The sequence below is a fragment of the Streptomyces sp. 5-10 genome (assembly GCF_014712245.1).
GTDB classification, from domain to species: domain Bacteria; phylum Actinomycetota; class Actinomycetes; order Streptomycetales; family Streptomycetaceae; genus Streptomyces; species Streptomyces violaceusniger.
Map to the genome: position 1 here is coordinate 60723 of NZ_JACVYG010000036.1, position 16031 is coordinate 76753.

A 16031-nucleotide genomic window follows, 5' to 3' on the forward strand; every position below is an offset into this window, starting at 1 on the left:
GAGTCCGCGGGCAACGTCGGCGTAATCGCACGGCAACACCTTCAAGGCACCGTCAAGCGGAAAAGTTATTCCGGACGACTCTTATGGAGGGCGCCATGGCATCACCCGTCGAACCGGACCCCCGTCTCCACAACGAAGACCTCGCGCCCGCCGTGGAGCGCAAGTGGGGAACGTACAGCATCTTCGCCATGTGGATGTCCGACACCCATGCGATCAGCAACTACACCTTCGCGGCGAGCCTGTTTGTGCTGGGGCTGCCCACCTGGGAGGTCTTCCTGTCCCTGCTGGCCGGTGTCACCATCCTCTACTGGTTCATGAACCGGATGGGCCATGCCGGCCACCGCACCGGAGTGCCCTTCCCCGTGCTGGCACGGGCCAGCTGGGGGGTGTACGGGGCCAATATCCCCGCCCTTCTGCGGGCGGTGATGGCGGTCGCGTGGTACGGCATCCAGACCTGGCTGGCGTCGGAGGCGTTGATCCTCCTCGGCGTCCAACTGGCGCCCTCGCTCGCCGAATACGACCACAACTCCGTCTTCGGGCTGTCCACCCTCGGCTGGATCGCCTTCCTGGTGATGTGGCTGCTGCAGGCGGTGCTGCTCACCCGGGGCATGGAGTTCATCCGCAAGGTGCAGGACCTCGCCACCGGCCCGGTGGTCTGGCTGGTCATGCTCGCGCTCGCCGTGTGGCTGATCGCCAAGGCGGGTGGCGACATCTCGCTCACCGACAGCCTGACCGGGCTGAGCGGGCGCGAGCAGCTCCACCAGAGCCTGATCGCGGTCAGCCTGACCGTCGCCACCTTCCTCACCCTCGTGCTCAACTACGCCGACTTCGCGCGCTTCACCCCGGACCACCGGGCCTACCGGCGCGGCAATCTGCTGGGACTGCCGGTGAACTTCACCGCCTTCGCCGTCGTCTCGGTGCTGATGACGGCCGGCACCATCTCGGTCTTCGGCGAGGCGATCTCCGATCCGGTCGAGGTCATCGCGCGGATCGACAACCCGGTGGTCACGGTGGTCGGCGCGGTGTCCTTCATGGTCGCCACCATCGGCATCAACGTCGTGGCGAACTTCGTCTCGCCCGCGTACGACTTCGCCAACCTCGCGCCGAAGTACCTCGACTTCCGGCGCGGGGGCATGATCACGGCGGTGCTCGCGATCGTGGTCATGCCGTGGAAGCTCTACTCGAGCCCGGTCGTCATCCAGTACTTCCTGGGCGCTCTCGGCGCCTTCCTCGGCCCGCTGGTCGCCGTGCTGCTCGTGGACTACTACCTGGTGCGGCGCGGAAACATCGATGTCGACGCGCTCTTCAGCGCCGACAAGGCGGGGGCGTACTACTACCGCAAGGGTTTCAACCCGGAGGCGATCATCGCCTTCGTGCCCTCCGCCACGGTCTCGGCGGTGTTGGCCCTGGTCAAGGGGTTCGAGGACGTGGCCCCGTTCTCCTGGGTCTTCGGAATGGCCATCGCCGGGGTCATCTATGCCGTGAGGTCCGCGAAGGTCCGCGTCGGTGGCGAACTGGCCGATGTACCGATTCCCTCGCAGGTCACGGCGGGTGGGGCCTTGACCGCGCCGACGGCGGAGTGAAGAATGCAACGAAAAATGAATTCCGGGTAGCGGAAAACCCAGAGTTGGCGGGTCCGGAGTTGGCGGGTGAGGAGGATGTCGGTGTCCGACGTCGAGCTGGTGCTGCGCTCGGCCAACGTGGTCACGCCGGACGGCCCGCGCGCGGCCTCCGTGTCCGTCGCCGACGGCCGCATCGTGGCCGTCGGGCCGTACGACGCCCCGGATCCGGACGGCGCGCGGGTCGAGGACCTCGGCGACGACGTCCTGCTCCCCGGCCTCGTCGACACCCACGTCCATGTCAACGACCCCGGCCGCACCGCATGGGAGGGGTTCGGCTCCGCCACCCGCGCCGCCGCGGCCGGCGGCGTCACCACCCTCGTCGACATGCCGCTCAACAGCGTCCCGCCGACCACCACCGTCCCGGCCCTGGAGGTCAAACGGGCCGTCGCCCGGCGGTCGGCCCATGTCGACATCGGGTTCTGGGGCGGCGCCGTGCCCGGGAACACCCAGGAGCTACGGCCGCTGCACGACGCGGGCGTCCTCGGCTTCAAGGCGTTCCTGCTCCCCTCCGGCGTGGACGAATTCCCGCCACTCGCCCCCGACCAGCTCCGGACCGCCCTCCGCGAGATCGCGGGCTTCGGCGGACTGCTCATCGTCCACGCCGAGGACGCCCGCCTCATCGACGGCGCCCCGCCGCCCACCGGCCCGCGCTACGCCGACTTCCTCGCCTCCCGCCCGCGCGCCGCCGAGCACGAGGCCATCGCGGGCCTCATCGCCCTCGCCCGCGAGCTGGACGCCCGAGAGTTGGACGCCCGCGTCCACGTCCTGCACCTCTCGTCCGCCGACGCGCTGCCGCTGATCGCCGACGCCCGCCGTCAGGGCGTCCGGATCACCGTGGAGACCTGCCCGCACTTCCTGACCCTCACCGCCGAGGAAGTCCCCGACGGCGCCACGGAGTTCAAATGCTGTCCGCCCATCCGGGAGGCCGCCAACCAGGACGCCCTGTGGGCGGGGCTGGCGGCCGGGGAGATCGACTGCGTCGTCTCCGACCACTCGCCCTGTACGGCCGACCTCAAGGTCGGCGACTTCGGACGGGCCTGGGGCGGCATCTCCTCGCTCCAGCTCGGGCTCCCCGCCGTCTGGACGGCGGCCCGGCGGCGCGGCCACACCCTCCACGACGTCGCCCGCTGGATGTCCACCGGCCCCGCCGCGCTCGTCGGTCTCGACCGTAAGGGCGCCATCGAGGCCGGGCGCGACGCCGACTTCGCGGTCCTCGCCCCCGACGAGACCTTCACCGTCGACCCCGCCGCCCTCCACCACCGCAACCAGGTCACCGCCTACGCGGGCAGAACGCTGTACGGCGTCGTACGGTCCACATGGCTGCGCGGCCGGAAGATCGCCGACCACGGCACGCCGACCGAACCCACCGGCCGACTCCTGGAAAGGCAACCCCGCCCATGACCGCGCCGACCCCCCGCTTCACCGGCGACGCCGCCCCGTACGGCGGTGGCGACCCGTACGCCGACTACCGCACCGCCGACCTCCCCTTCACCCACCTCGTGGACCTGGCCGACCGGCGGCTCGGCGGAAGCGTGATCGCGGCCAACGACGAGTTCTTCGCCGAGCGCGAGAATCTGCTGAGGCCCGAAGCGCCGCGCTTCGACCCCGAGTCCTTCGGCCACAAGGGCAAGGTCATGGACGGCTGGGAGACCCGGCGGCGGCGCGGGGCCTCGGCCGACACCCCGCATCCGGCCGAGGACGACCACGACTGGGCCCTGATCCGCCTCGGCGCGCCCGGTGTCGTCCACGGCATCGTGGTCGACACCGCCCACTTCCGCGGCAACTACCCGCGGGCGGTGAGCGTCGAGGCGACGGCGGTGGACGGCACCCCGTCCCCCGAGGAACTCCTCGCCGACGACGTCGTATGGACCGAGCTCGTCCCCCGTACGCCCATCGGCGGCCACGCGGCCAACGGCTTCCCCGTCTCCGTCCGCCGTCGCTTCACCCACCTCCGCCTCAAGCAGCACCCCGACGGCGGCATCGCCCGCCTCCGCGTCCACGGCGAGGTCGCCCCCGACCCGGCGTGGCTCACCGCCCTCGGCACCTTCGACCTGGTGGCGCTGGAGCACGGCGGTGTGGCCGAGGACGCCTCCGACCGCTTCTATTCCCCGCCCGCCAACTCCATCCGGCCGGGCCGCTCCCGCCGGATGGACGAGGGCTGGGAGACCCGCCGCCGCCGGGACACGGGCCACGACTGGGTCCGCTACCGCCTCGCCGCCCAGGGGACCATCCGCGCCGTGGAGATCGACACCGGCTGCTACAAGGGCAACGCACCGGGCTGGGCGGCGCTGTACGGCCTCGACGCGACAACGGGCGCGGACCCGGCCGACCCCACGGCCCCGGCCTGGACCGAACTCCTGCCCCGCACCCGCCTCCAGCCCGACACGGTCCACCGCTTCCTCCTCCACGCCGCCCCGCCGGTGACCCACGTCCGGATCGACATCTACCCGGACGGCGGCGTGGCCCGGCTGCGGCTGCACGGCTCGCTGACCGAACACGGCGCGAGGCACCTCGCCGCCCGCCACACGGAGCTGACCGCCTGATCGCCTCATTCATGACACTCCCCGACTGGAGGGAGCTTCGCCCTTTTCGTGAGCCGGCGGTAGGTGAGATGCGTACGCAGCCCGTACAGGCCGTAGCGGGCTTGCCGGCCGTCGAGCGTCGTCACCACTGTGCCCCGCTTGACCAGCGAGAGGTGATAGCACTCGGGGTCCGCGCGGCGGATCATGGTCCGGGTCCTGCTGATGGTGGCGGGCTGCCAGTGCGTGGTGTAGACCGTCAGCTCGCTGAATTGCAGCACGTGTTGCCTGCCGCGATAGTCCGCCCCGTAGGCGCTGGCCATCTCCACCCGGAAGCCAGGCTTATGGCCCCGGCCCGAAGGAGAATCACGAGCAGTGCCGGCACCACATAAGGACCCCGGCGAGCTCTGAGAGCGGGCCGTCCGCGAGGTCCGCACCACCGGCCGCCCGGGGGCTGTCCGTGACGGCCGAAGGGAAGGGGCTGGTCGGGCATACCGGGGGCGGTGCCGCCGAGCCTGGCGGACCGGATCGGCCTGAGACGCGTCGTCAAGGGACCGTGGACTCAAAGTCAATGACATCCGGCCGTCACGATGTGACTCTCTTGAAGGGCCGTTCACGAGCCTGCACGACCATCTCGGCGACTTCCATCGACAAACGGGAGAAAGATGAGAAGGAATCACATACGGCGAACGGTTGCGCTTGTATTGGGGGTACCGCTGGCCGGAATTCTCACATTCGGGCAAGGGGCGACCGCGTCAGCTTCCGAGGTCGGGATCATGGCCCATCCCACCGGTTGCGACTATGACGTTTGGCCATATACCGGGGCGCGGGCCACGTGCAGTAACAACAATGGCGGTTCCTACCGGGCCATCGCCGTGTGCACGCACCCGGACACCGGCAAAGTGCGGTGGTTCTACGGTAACTGGTTGCAGCATGGGACCTCTTATGCGTACTGCGAGGGATCGTACTGGCCCACGTCCGCCGGCGTCTCGTTGTCCCCCCGAAACGAGACCTGAAAACGAGTAGATCGATCGAGAAAGGATCGGTAGCGATGCAGAAGCTGCGCGGCGCCCTTCTCGCCGCCTCGATGATGGTGGCTCTGGGTTTCCAAGGTACGGCCGCTGCGGCCCCCACGGCCACCGAGGCGGGCGACGTCTCCATCATGGACTGGCCAACCGACTGCTACTACGGGAAGTTCTCGGACGGCACACAAGCTGAATGCGAGAAGAGCAACGGCGGAAGCTATAAAGCAGTTGTCATATGCACACGCTATGACAATTTTGAAAAGGTAGTTCACGAGCCGCAGCTCTGGAGGACCAGCGGAATCTCCTACGCATTCTGCCCGATGGGAACCTTCTACAGCAGTTCTGGGATAAAAACCAGGGCCAGCAGCTAGCCTCGTTCTCGCATGAAAGGCCCGTCAGCTGCTGAGCTTGAACCCGAGTTGTCGCGGGTGTGAGTGCTAGCCCGGTTCCGGCAAGGCGTCCATCAATCAGGGGGGCGGTACGTCGACGACACCACGCGCCTTGCGTACCTCACTCAACGAGTTGATCACGTCCGTACCTCTCTGTGCTCGGGCCGGATCGGCGGGTGCCACGTGGGCGGTCTCGGTCCGCGCCCTGGGGTTCGGACCGAGACACCCCGGTTGAGTTGGAGTGGGCCTGAAGCACTCAGGTCGGGCTGTCGTCCGGTGGGCGCACCAGCAGTTCGTCTCCAGCCGGGAAACGCGCCGTGCCGCCTCCCTCCCAAGTGACCACGACGGCTGATCCGCCCATCGGGCCCTGGGCGGTCGTCGCCTCCTTGACCGTGCGCCACTCGCCCTCGTAGCCGATCACATCACCCGGACCGATCAGGGCAGCGCACTTGGTGGGCAGGCTTAAACGTTCTCGTCGGCGGGCTTGATGCGGTTCAAAGGGGCTTCCCACTCAAGGCTTCCTCCCCTCGGCCGCATGTACGCCGTTTGGCTGAACAGCTTTCCGGTCCCCTTGACGCGTTCCTCGATCACGCCCTGCAGCTCGCCCGTGCATCCGGTCTCGGTGTCCTCGACAAGCGTGCCCTTTGGGTACGGCAGGTCGCCGTGGCTGAGCACCGTCGGCGGCTTCTCTTCTGTCTGTGCCATGATCCCTCGTCCCACCTGTGCATACGTTTCTCACACAAGAGAACTGCCGCCGCGCAAAGGGAACTTGCACACCCCTTGCACAAGGCGCAACCGCATGAGTGCTGACAGTGAGAAGATGGATCAGAGGTAACGCCAGTCGAGTGGGGAAGACGCACACCATGAGCGTGACCAAGATTCCCGGACCAGGTGCGAATGTGGCGATCCGCCGCAAGGCCCGCGGCTTCAGCCAGGTTGCCCTCGCCCGGCGGGCAGGCGTGTCGGTTTCGCTGCTCAGCAAGATCGAGGTGGGCGACCGTGCGCTGACCCAGGGCATTGCCGCCGCTCTCGCTCAGGCCATGGGCTTGACGCTGGATGAGCTTCTGGGCACGGCCCCCGTCGAGCGCACCGACGAGAAGAGCCTTGCGGACCTCAATTACGCCATTCGGCGGTTCGACATTCCCGAGACGCCCCCGTCACACCCCGAGGACCTTCCGCGCGAGCTGGCCGAGCTGAACGAGCACCGCTATCGGACCGAGCTGTCGGCGGTTCTCCAGAAGCTCCCCGGGGTGCTGGCCGACGCGACCAACTACGCGCACGCCACCCAGTCGCCCGACGCCTGGACCCGCGTCGCCGACACGTACTCCGTGGTCTACTGGCTGGCCGCCCGACACCGCTGGATGCACCTCGCCGAGCTTGCCGTCATGAAACAGCGGCTGGCCGCCGAGCGTGCGCACCCCATCGCGGCCACGGTGGCCGCCCGGGACGAGGCCGGAGCGTTCCTGAACTCCGGAGACTTCGCGGGCGGGTTAGCGATCGTGGACCGTGCTGTTGTTGAGGCCGAGTCGACCTTGCGAGGCCGTGATCGCGCGTACGGCCTGGGCATCCTGCACCTGCGCGGGCTGACGCTGGCCGGTCGGATCAAGGACAAGGCAACCGCCGGACGGCACATCGCGGCAGCGTGGCAGGTGGCCGAGGAGTTCCCCGAGGACATCGAGGACCACGGCATCCACTTCGGGCCCGAGAACACCGCCGTGCATGTCATCTCGACAGCCTCTGACATGGAGGACTACCGCGAGTCTCTCAATACGGCGGATGACCTGATCCGGGGCGGGGTGACGCTTCCGGCCACGCGCGTTGGTCCGCTGCACATGAACATCAGCCGGTCGAAGCTCGCCCTGGGGGACCGTGACGGGGCGCTCGAATCGCTCGAAGCGGCTTGGGACGTCGCCCCGGAGATGGCCCGTGTCCATCCGACCAGCCAAGAGCTGATGCGCGTGCTGACCTCGCTGCACCGCCGCAGCAACCCGCGCCTTACCAAGCTGGCCAAGCGGGCGGGCGTGCCCTTCTGAGCCCGTCAGCGCCGAAACGGGCGATGGCGTGGAGGGGGCTGGGCGGGGGTGGCTGCTTCGCGCGGCGCGGCTTCAGGGCGCTCTTCGGCAGCTTTGGACCGTCGGCTCCGGGACCCCGATCGGGTTGGGGAAGCGGAGGGCGGCGGCGCAGGCCGTGGTGAGGGGGGTGAGGAGGCGGACCAGGGTTGCCACCTGCTCGGGGGCCAGTGGGCGCCAGGGGCGTTCCGCCGCTTGGTCCGTCGCGGTCTCGGCCGCCCGGAGCAGGGCGCGTCCGGCCTCTGTCGCGGCGCTGTTCTGGGTGAGCAGGCCGCGGTCGGTCAGGCGCTGGGCGGCGGCGTCCCACTCCTGATCGGTCCAGCCGCGGTGGGGCTGGAGTTCGGCGCGGGGAACGTCCACGGCGGAACGGAGGACGAGGGCTTCGCAGCCGTCGAGACCGGCGGCGACGAGGGCCGCGACATGGCCGTCGCCGCGGTGTTCGCGCAGCAGGGTCGCCGCGTGCCACAGCCGTTCGACCGGTTTGTCGGGAAAGTCCAGCGCGCCGTTCGCGGCGGCCAGTACCCGGCCGGAGCCGTCCAGGCCTGCCGCGCGGGGGACCAGGGCCTCGGCGGCGCGCTCCACCTCGCGTTCGTGCCCGGCGAGCAGCCGGGTGAGGGCGGCCGCGGTGCCCGCGCGGCGGAGCGCCAGGGCGCGCTCGGGCGCGGTCAGGGACCAGACGTCGGGCAGGGCGCGGGCGACCATCGCGGGGGCGAAGGTGAAGAAGGACGCCACGACGGGCTCCGGTCCGACCGGCCCGAGGGGCGCGGCACGGCCCGCGAAGTAGCCGCGCCAGAAGCCGCGGAGCCCGGCGTCCTCGTACGCGGCCAGGGCCTCGGGGGCGAAGTACGCGACCGCGTGGATCGGCTCGTAGAGGGCCCACATCGTGCGGGCGGTCGTCGCGGCGCTGGTGTTCATCGCCATGCTCCCTGCTCCCTTCGGCGTCGACCCGGGGCCGGACCACGACCGGCATTGTGCCAAGCTCACGGAACCTGGTGGTCCGGGTCGGACGTTGACCCGGATGTCCGGTTATGGCGGCACCTGGCGCCATCCGACACCACCTGACGCGACCCTCGAGGAGATCGGCTGTGACCCTGCGGCAAGAGATCGTCGGCAACGCCATGCAGATGGCGGTCTGCACCCTCCACCCGGGGCAGACCGTCTACTGCGAGGCCGGAAAGTTCCTGTTCAAGACGTCGAACGTGACGATGGAGACCCGGCTGTCCGGGCCCGGCGGGAGCGGCGGCCAGGCCGCCGGGGGTAACGGGGGTAACGGGGGTAACGGTGGGAGCGGCGGGAGCGGTGGCATGGGCGGGATGCTGCGCCAGGCCATGGGCACCGCCATGCAGGTGGGGCAGCGGGCGCTGGCGGGGGAGTCGCTGGCGTTCCAGTACTTCACCGCCACCGGTGGCGAGGGCACCGTCGGCTTCGCGGGGGTGCTGCCCGGTGAGATGCGGGCGCTGGAGCTGGACGGGAGGCGGGCGTGGTTCGCGGAGAAGGACGCCTTCGTGGCGGCCGAGTCCACCGTGGAGTTCGGGATCGCCTTCCAGGGCGGGAAGACCGGGCGCAGCGGCGGCGAGGGGTTCATCCTGGAGAAGTTCACCGGGCACGGCACCGTGATCATCTGTGGTGCGGGCAACTTCATCGACCTCAACCCGGCCGATTTCGGCGGCCGGATCGAGGTCGACACGGGCTGCATCGTGGCCTTCGAGGAAGGCATCCAGTACGGCGTGGAGCGCATCGGCGGGCTCAACCGCCAGGGGCTGATGAACGCGGTCTTCGGCGGTGAGGGGCTGTCGCTGGCCACGTTGGAGGGCAATGGGCGGGTGATCCTCCAGTCGCTCACCATCGAGGGCCTGGCGAACGCCCTGAAGAAGGCGCAGGGCGGCGACAAGCAGGGGCCGACGGGCGGGCTGTTCTCCACCCACTCGGGGTGATCGGCGTCTCGGGGCCCAGCCCGGCCACCGCTCCCGGGGCCCAGCCCGGCGGCCGGGGCAGCGGCTACCTCGCGCCCGCCGCGTATCGGCTACCTCGTGTCGGCTACTTCGCGCCCGCCACATAGAAGAGGAAGAAGAGGAAAGCGGCGATGAAGTGGACCCCCACGAGGTAGATGAAGACCCGCACCGTGAACGTCATCGGCGCCCGGTCCTCCTCGTTCGGCCCGGTCCGGGCCCGCGTCGCGGGGTTCACCGGGGCATCGGTCGCAGCGGTCGCACTCATGTCGTTCGCGTCCTTCATGGCGTACCGTGCCTTCCTCGGCGAGCGGCGTCGCCGAGGCACAGCTCGACCGCGCCGCTCTGCAGCAGCGTGTGGACGAAGAGCAGATCCACGCCGCCGGGCGAGGTGGCGGCGATGCGGTGCGGGGTGAGGGAGTCGAAGTGGGCCGCGTCGCCCGCGGAGAGGGCGTGTACGGTCTCGCCGAGCGTCAGCCGCAGCCGACCCCCCAGGACGTAGAGCCACTCCTCGCCGGGGTGGATCCGCACCAGGTCCTCCTGGGCGGCGGAGCGTTCCGGGACATGCAGCCGCAGCGCCTGCATGGCCCGGCCGGAGCCGCCGGCCTGCCAGTAGGTCCAGCCGCCGGCCTCCTGCGCCTCCATGAGGTCGGCCCGTACGACCGCGTCCCGCTCCGCGGGTGCCTCGCCCAGGAGGTCGGATACCGTGGTTCCGTACGTACGGGCCAGGGCCAGCAGCATCGGGAGCGAGGGCTGGCGGCGGCCCGTCTCCAGCCGGGACAGGTGCGCGGGGGAGAGCCCGACGCGAAGGGCGGCGGCCTCGAGCGTCAGACCACTGCGTCGCCGCAGGTCACGCAGGCGGGGAGCGACGGTGGGCAGCTCGGCGGACGGTCCGTCGGAGTCACCGTCGGCCGGTCCGCCCGTGGGCCCCTCGGCGGGCCCGTGGGGGAGCGGGTTCATGTCTCCGGTATAGCCAGCCTTGACCTCTCAGGCAAAAACTTTGCCTCATAGGCAAAAGTTGCATTCTCGTTACCTCTCCTCACGCTTCGCGCAGCTCTTGTGAACTCCCGGAGAACGGCGGTCACTTGGCATTGACACGACAGCGTCTACGCGCGTCATGCTATGTATATGACAATCCCCCCACGGATCGCCCGCATCGGTGCCCTCGGCGCCCTCGTCTCGACGCTGCTCATCGGCGGTACGGCCACCGCGGCCACCGCCGTCGCCCCGGCGGCATCGCAGACCGTTGCGTCGTCGCAGGTCATCGCTGCCGTTGGCGACATCTGCTACTCGGATCTGCCCTCCCAGGCCCATGACACCCTGGACCTGATCGAGAAGGGCGGCCCCTTCCCGTTCCCGCAGGACGGCACCGTCTTCCAGAACCGTGAAGGCATCCTTCCGTCCCAGTCCTCCGGCTACTACCACGAGTACACCGTGATCACCCCGGGCTCCGACGACCGTGGCGCCCGGCGCATCGTCACCGGCAAGCAGACGGACGAGGATTACTACACCGCGGACCACTACGCCTCGTTCGACCTGGTGGACCGCGGCTGCTGACGCGGGCCCACCGAAGACCGCCACCCCCCGCAACCGCGGCCGCTGCCCCCACCGGGGCAGCGGCCGTGGTGCTGTGCCCGCCGGGGCAGCGGCCGTGGTGCTGTGCCCGCCCTGCCGTGCCCCGCCCCGCCTCGCCCTGCCCTGGACCCCGTCCTCCGCGCCCGCCGCTGTCCTGTATCGGCCACTGCCCCGGGAACTATCGGCCACTGCCCCCGGGAACCCCACGCGGGCCATTGTCGTTGCTTCCCGATACCGTCTCGGTAGCAGCGGACGTGCGGGGAGGCATGGTGGCGAACGGTCCGGAAGTGGTCACGTGCGGGGAGGCGATGCTCCTCCTGCTCGCCGAGCCCGGGGTTCCGCTGGACCGGGCCGTGCATTTCCGCAGGTCGGTGGCGGGGGCCGAATCCAATGTGGCCGTGGGTCTCGCCCGGCTCGGCCACGGTGTGCGCTGGCTCGGCCGGGTCGGCGCCGACCCCGCGGGGGAGGCGGTGCTGCGCGAGCTGCGCGCCGACTGTGTGGACGTCGCCCACGCGATCGTGGACGACCACGCCCCCACCGGGCTGCTGATGCGGGACAGCCACGCGTACCGCGCCATCGATGTGCAGTACTACCGCATGGGCTCGGCCGCCTCCCGGCTGACGCCCGAGCAGATACGCCCCGAAGCCCTCGAAGGCGCCCAACTGCTGCATCTGTCGGGGATCACGCCGATGCTCTCGCCGACCGCGGCGGCCGCGAGTCGCCGCCTGGTGGAGCTGGCCCGTGAGGCCGGGGCGAAGGTGTCCTTCGATCCGAACGTACGGCACAAGCTGGGCGGCGCGGCGCAGTGGGCCCAGACGGCGGGCCCGTTGCTGCGCGACGCCGACATCGTCCTCGCGGGGGAGGGGGAGTTGGAGCTGCTCACCGCCCAGCCCGCCGACGAGGCCGCGCGGGAGCTGCTGCGCGGCGGGGCCGACGAGGTCGTGATCAAGCGCGCCGACCACTCCTCGACCGTCCTCACCTCGGGCGGCGGCTGGGACCAGTCGCCCCACGCGGTGCCGGTCGTCGATCCGATAGGCGCCGGTGACGGGTTCGCGGCCGGCTATCTGTCGGCGCGGCTGCGCGGGTTGCACGAGGACCAGGCGCTCGCCGAGGCGGCGTGCGTGGCCGCCCTGGTCGTCCAGGCCGCCACCGATACGGACGGGTTGCCCACCGCCGCCGCGCGGGACCGGGCGCTCGCCGAGCTGTCCAAGGGCGGGGACGCGGTCTACCGCTGAGCCGACCGGCCGGGGCCGCGGACCGCCCGGAGGGCGCGGAGGCCGCACACCTCACAACAACACAGAGCAGCACCGGTAAGTAAGACGGAGCAGCACCGGTAAGTCGGACAACCCAGATACCGATCCACCAAGCGCAGCACAGCACCGCGTATCGTCCACCGCACACCGAAATCGCCGCATATCCCGGAGGCAATCCGGGGCGGCATCGCCAGCACCTGGGAGAGGAAAGGCGGCGACCGCCGTGTACCGCTGGGAGATCACCCGGGCCGCGCTCGCGCAGCGCGTGCTCGCCATCGTCCGTAGCGACAGCTACGACCACGCGCACGCCACGGCGGACAGCCTGCTCTCCGCCGGTATCACCAGCCTGGAGATCTCGCTGACCACACCCTTCGCCCTGGAGGCGGTCACCACACTGATCCGGGAGGTCGGCGATGACGCGGTGATCGGCGCGGGCACGGTGCTCGATGGCGCCTCGGCCCGGATGGCGGTGGACGCGGGCGCCCGCTTCCTCGTCTCGCCGAGCCTGGACCCCGAGGTCATCCGCACCGGCCACCGCTACGGTCTGCCGGTCTTCCCCGGCGTGGCCACGCCCACCGAGGCGGTGCGCGCGATGGAGTTGGGCGCGGACGCCCTGAAGCTCTTCCCCGCCTCCGCCTACGGGCCCAGATGGATCAGCGACGTACGGGCCGCGCTGCCGCAGGCCGCCGTGGTCCCCACCGGCGGGGTGACCCTGGCCGAGGCTCCGGACTGGATCGCGGCCGGGGCCGTCGCGTGCGGAATGGGCTCGGCGCTGTCCGAGGGCGACCGGGACACGGTGGGCAAGCGCGCCGCCGAACTGCTGGCCCGCCTCGCGGATGTGGCGCCCCCGCTGGTCTCGGCGCCCGAGCCGTACTGACGTCGGCACACGACCCGTACTGACGGTGGCACGCGACCCGTACTGACGTCGGCACGCGACCCGTACTGACGGTGGCACGCGACCCGTACTGACGGTGGCACGCGACCCGTACCGACGGTGGCACGCGACGCGGGTCGTACGGACCACCGCACGGCGTGCGCACCGCGTATCCCATCCGGCGGTCAACGGCTTCCCGTGGGCCGGGACTTCTGCCACCCTGAGCGCGCTGTGATCATGCGGCTCGTAGCAGCCGCCCGCCCGCGCCCAGGAGGTGCCGTGAGACGTACCGTCACGCTGTCCGCCCTCGCCGCCGTGCTCGCCGCCACCGCCGCCGGTTCGGCGCTGGCCGTGGGCTCCACCGCGAATTCCGCGTCGAAACAAGCGCCTGCCGAGCGCGCCCGGCAGCAGCGCGGCACCCTGCTCGACCGGGTGCCCGAGCGCGGGGTGCTGCGGGTGTGCACCACGGGCGACTACCGGCCCTTCAGCCATCGCGACCCCAAGTCCGGCGCCTACACCGGCATCGACATCAAGATGGCCGGGGACCTCGCCAAGAGCCTGGACGCCAAGCCGGCATACGTGCCCACCACCTGGGCCACCTTGGTGGACGACCTCGCCGCCGGACGCTGTGACGTGGGCATGGGCGGAGTGTCGGTGACCCTGGCCCGCGCCCGTAAGGCGTCCTTCAGCGAGCCGTACCTCACCGACGGCAAGACGCCGATCGTGCGCTGCGAGGACAAGGACAAGTACCGGACGCTGGAGGAGATCGACCAGCCCGGCGTACGGGTCGTGGTCAACCCGGGCGGCACCAATGAGCAGTTCGCCCGAGCCCATGTCAAACGGGCCACCCTCACCGTCCATCCGGACAACACCACGATCTTCGACGAGATCATCGCGGGCCGCGCCGATGTGATGATGACGGATGCCAGCGAGACCCGCTATCAGTCCGCGATCCACCCCGAGCTGTGCGCGGTCCACCCCGACGAGCCGTTCTCCTTCTCCGAGAAGGCGTACGTACTGCCGCGCGGCGACGCCCAGTTCAAGGAGTACGTCGACCAGTGGGTCCATCTGGCCACCCACGACGGTACGTACCAGAAGTACGAGGACGAGTGGATGAAGCGGTGACGGAGCGGTGACGCGGCGGCGGAGACGAGAGCGGCGGAGACGAGAGCGGCGGACACGAGAGCGACAGAGCGGCTGAAAATCTGGGCATCCCCGTACGACTCTCGCGTCCGTCGCCCTTCCACCCGGCCCGGAGCGGGAAGATGGCCCCATGAGTCCCGCCCAGCCCGCGCGCCGCCGCTCGGACGCCATCGCCAACCGCGCCGCCCTCCTCGACGCGGCCGAGCGGGTCCTGCTCCGCGACGGGCCCGCCGTGCCGCTGGACGTGGTGGCGCGCGAGGCCGGGGTCGGCATCGCCACGCTCTACCGGAACTTCGCCGACCGCGAGGAGCTGTACGCGGCCGTCGTGCACCGCTCCTACGAACTCGTGGCCGCCCTCGCCCAGGAGGCCGAGGACAGCGCGGCACCGCCGCTGGACGCGCTGGCCGGTTTCCTGCACGGGCTGCTCGCCGAACGGCACCATCTCGCCCTGCCGCTGCTCGGTGCCCCGGGCCCGCTCTCGGCGGACGAGGCCGACCCCCTCGGTTCGCGGATCTCCCGGTCACTGGCCGCGGTCCTGAAGCGGGGTGTCGGTGACGGCTCGATCCGCCCCGACGCCACCGTCGCCGACCTCGTCGTCACCGGCGCGATGCTCGCCCACACCCAACTCCCGCCCGACGCCTGGGGGCGCGCCGCCCGCCGTATCGCCGCGCTCGTCCTGGAGGGCTTGCGCGCCCGCCCCGACACCGCCCCGCTGCCCGCCGGGCTCACCGGGGCCGAGCTGGACCGGGTCATGACCCGTGGCGCGGGCGAAACGGCGGCCTATTAGCCTGGCCTCTTAGCCCGTCGAACACAGCGGGATGCGCATTTGCGCGAATCCGGGCGCGGCCCTCGTGCGGGTGCTACACGCTGACGGATGCCGGTTGTAATGCCCTGGACCGGTGACCGTTTCCTCGCACCCGGAGAGACGACATGAGCAGCCCCCTCAGCCACCCCCTCGTGCGGACCTTTCTGTCCTCGGTCGAGCGGCGGACCGCGGCGCTTCCCGCCGCGTGGCGGGAGGAGCTGCTGGAGGACCTGCGCGAGGAGATCGCGGCGGCGCTCGCGGACGACCTGGCCGAGGAGGGCGCTGGGGACGGTGATTCCGCGATCGGCGACGAGCGGGTGCGGCGGGTGCTCGACTGGATCGGCACCCCGGAGGAGATCGCGGCGGACGCGCTGGCCGAGGAGTCCGGCAGCATCCCGCCCGAGCCGGAGGACGCCGGTGCCACCTGGGTGACGCTCGGCCTCGCCGTGCTGCCCGTGCCACTGTGCCTGGTCCCGGGCGTGGGCATACCCCTGGGGCTGGTCGCCGCCCTCGGTGCGCTCGTCCGGCTGTGGCGGTCCGCGCCATGGGTCCGGCGCGAGAAGCGGCAGGCCACGCTGTTCGTCCTGTCGCCGCTGGTCACGGTGCCGGTGCTGGCGGTGGCGTTCTCCATCGCGTTCGACGGGATCAGCGCCCCCGCGTTCGTGGCCTCCCTGCTGATAGCGCTCACCCTGCCGGTGGTGGGCGCCATACGGCTGGCCCGGTCCGCCGCCCGGCTGCGCGAGCGGGCCGGCGCGGAAGGTTGAGATCGCCCAACGGGCAAGCCCTCAAAGGTCTCACCTCGTCTCCA

17 protein-coding genes are annotated in these 16031 nt (G+C 70.7%); 12 read left to right on the forward strand and 5 right to left on the reverse strand.

Annotated elements, in window-relative coordinates; translation table 11 throughout:
- Positions 1-95 precede the first annotated feature (95 nt).
- The 3 genes from IEJ02_RS31850 to alc all read left to right on the forward strand — a co-directional run bounded on the left by IEJ02_RS31850 (position 96) and on the right by alc (position 4165).
- Positions 96-1583: an NCS1 family nucleobase:cation symporter-1 gene (locus tag IEJ02_RS31850; protein WP_223864809.1), complete on the forward strand. Its 1488-nt coding sequence runs from the start codon at positions 96-98 to the stop codon at positions 1581-1583.
- A 75-nt stretch (positions 1584-1658) separates the two neighbouring features.
- Positions 1659-3023, forward strand: a complete 1365-nt coding sequence (gene allB / locus IEJ02_RS31855) for an allantoinase AllB (RefSeq protein WP_191067993.1) — start codon at positions 1659-1661, stop codon at positions 3021-3023.
- On the forward strand, positions 3020-4165 hold the full coding sequence (gene alc, locus IEJ02_RS31860) for an allantoicase (protein ID WP_191067994.1): 1146 nt from the start codon (positions 3020-3022) through the stop codon (positions 4163-4165). Before allB ends, alc begins: the two co-directional genes overlap by 4 nt.
- Positions 4166-4170: 5 nt before the next feature.
- Here alc and IEJ02_RS31865 read toward each other — a convergent pair whose 3' ends face one another.
- Entirely contained in the window at positions 4171-4464 is a 294-nt protein-coding gene (locus IEJ02_RS31865; RefSeq protein ID WP_191067995.1) for a hypothetical protein, read from the reverse strand.
- Between the two features lie 728 nt (positions 4465-5192).
- Between IEJ02_RS31865 and IEJ02_RS31870 the strand changes: the two genes are divergently transcribed.
- Positions 5193-5537: a hypothetical protein gene (locus IEJ02_RS31870; protein ID WP_191067996.1), complete on the forward strand. Its 345-nt coding sequence runs from the start codon at positions 5193-5195 to the stop codon at positions 5535-5537.
- A gap of 480 nt (positions 5538-6017) precedes the next feature.
- On the opposite strand, the gene IEJ02_RS31875 is transcribed toward IEJ02_RS31870, so the two are convergent.
- On the reverse strand, positions 6018-6260 hold the full coding sequence (locus tag IEJ02_RS31875) for a hypothetical protein (protein ID WP_191067997.1): 243 nt from the start codon (positions 6258-6260) through the stop codon (positions 6018-6020).
- A 158-nt stretch (positions 6261-6418) separates the two neighbouring features.
- Here IEJ02_RS31875 and IEJ02_RS31880 point away from each other — a divergent pair, with 158 nt between their 5' ends.
- The gene (locus IEJ02_RS31880; RefSeq protein WP_191067998.1) at positions 6419-7588 is read left to right on the forward strand and encodes a helix-turn-helix domain-containing protein; all 1170 of its coding nucleotides are present in this window, start codon (positions 6419-6421) and stop codon (positions 7586-7588) included.
- A 72-nt stretch (positions 7589-7660) separates the two neighbouring features.
- Here the strand turns inward: IEJ02_RS31880 and IEJ02_RS31885 are convergent, their stop codons facing one another.
- Positions 7661-8539 carry an SCO6745 family protein gene (locus IEJ02_RS31885; protein WP_191068038.1) on the reverse strand — a complete coding sequence of 293 codons (879 nt, stop codon included), beginning with the start codon at positions 8537-8539 and terminating at the stop codon, positions 7661-7663.
- 170 nt (positions 8540-8709) lie between these two features.
- Between IEJ02_RS31885 and IEJ02_RS31890 the strand changes: the two genes are divergently transcribed.
- The gene (locus tag IEJ02_RS31890) at positions 8710-9558 is read left to right on the forward strand and encodes an AIM24 family protein (RefSeq protein ID WP_191067999.1); all 849 of its coding nucleotides are present in this window, start codon (positions 8710-8712) and stop codon (positions 9556-9558) included.
- A gap of 103 nt (positions 9559-9661) precedes the next feature.
- Here IEJ02_RS31890 and IEJ02_RS31895 read toward each other — a convergent pair whose 3' ends face one another.
- Positions 9662-9841 (reverse strand): DUF6126 family protein, encoded by a 180-nt coding sequence (locus tag IEJ02_RS31895; RefSeq protein WP_223864811.1) that lies wholly within the window; start codon positions 9839-9841, stop codon positions 9662-9664.
- A gap of 14 nt (positions 9842-9855) precedes the next feature.
- A complete protein-coding gene (locus tag IEJ02_RS31900) occupies positions 9856-10533 on the reverse strand; it encodes a helix-turn-helix domain-containing protein (protein ID WP_223864812.1) in 678 nt (225 codons plus the stop codon).
- A 168-nt stretch (positions 10534-10701) separates the two neighbouring features.
- On the opposite strand from IEJ02_RS31900, the gene IEJ02_RS31905 reads away from it, so the two are divergent.
- The 6 genes from IEJ02_RS31905 to IEJ02_RS31930 all read left to right on the forward strand — a co-directional run bounded on the left by IEJ02_RS31905 (position 10702) and on the right by IEJ02_RS31930 (position 15987).
- Complete coding sequence (locus IEJ02_RS31905; protein ID WP_191068001.1) at positions 10702-11130, forward strand: ribonuclease; 429 nt, start codon at positions 10702-10704, stop codon at positions 11128-11130.
- Between the two features lie 284 nt (positions 11131-11414).
- The gene (locus IEJ02_RS31910; RefSeq protein WP_191068002.1) at positions 11415-12383 is read left to right on the forward strand and encodes a sugar kinase; all 969 of its coding nucleotides are present in this window, start codon (positions 11415-11417) and stop codon (positions 12381-12383) included.
- Between the two features lie 241 nt (positions 12384-12624).
- On the forward strand, positions 12625-13278 hold the full coding sequence (locus IEJ02_RS31915) for a bifunctional 4-hydroxy-2-oxoglutarate aldolase/2-dehydro-3-deoxy-phosphogluconate aldolase (RefSeq protein WP_191068003.1): 654 nt from the start codon (positions 12625-12627) through the stop codon (positions 13276-13278).
- Positions 13279-13554: 276 nt separating this feature from the next.
- Positions 13555-14400 carry a transporter substrate-binding domain-containing protein gene (locus IEJ02_RS31920; RefSeq protein ID WP_191068004.1) on the forward strand — a complete coding sequence of 282 codons (846 nt, stop codon included), beginning with the start codon at positions 13555-13557 and terminating at the stop codon, positions 14398-14400.
- Between the two features lie 148 nt (positions 14401-14548).
- Positions 14549-15205: a TetR/AcrR family transcriptional regulator gene (locus IEJ02_RS49130; RefSeq protein WP_223864814.1), complete on the forward strand. Its 657-nt coding sequence runs from the start codon at positions 14549-14551 to the stop codon at positions 15203-15205.
- Positions 15206-15348: 143 nt separating this feature from the next.
- Positions 15349-15987 carry an HAAS signaling domain-containing protein gene (locus tag IEJ02_RS31930; RefSeq protein WP_191068005.1) on the forward strand — a complete coding sequence of 213 codons (639 nt, stop codon included), beginning with the start codon at positions 15349-15351 and terminating at the stop codon, positions 15985-15987.
- Positions 15988-16031 lie beyond the last annotated feature (44 nt).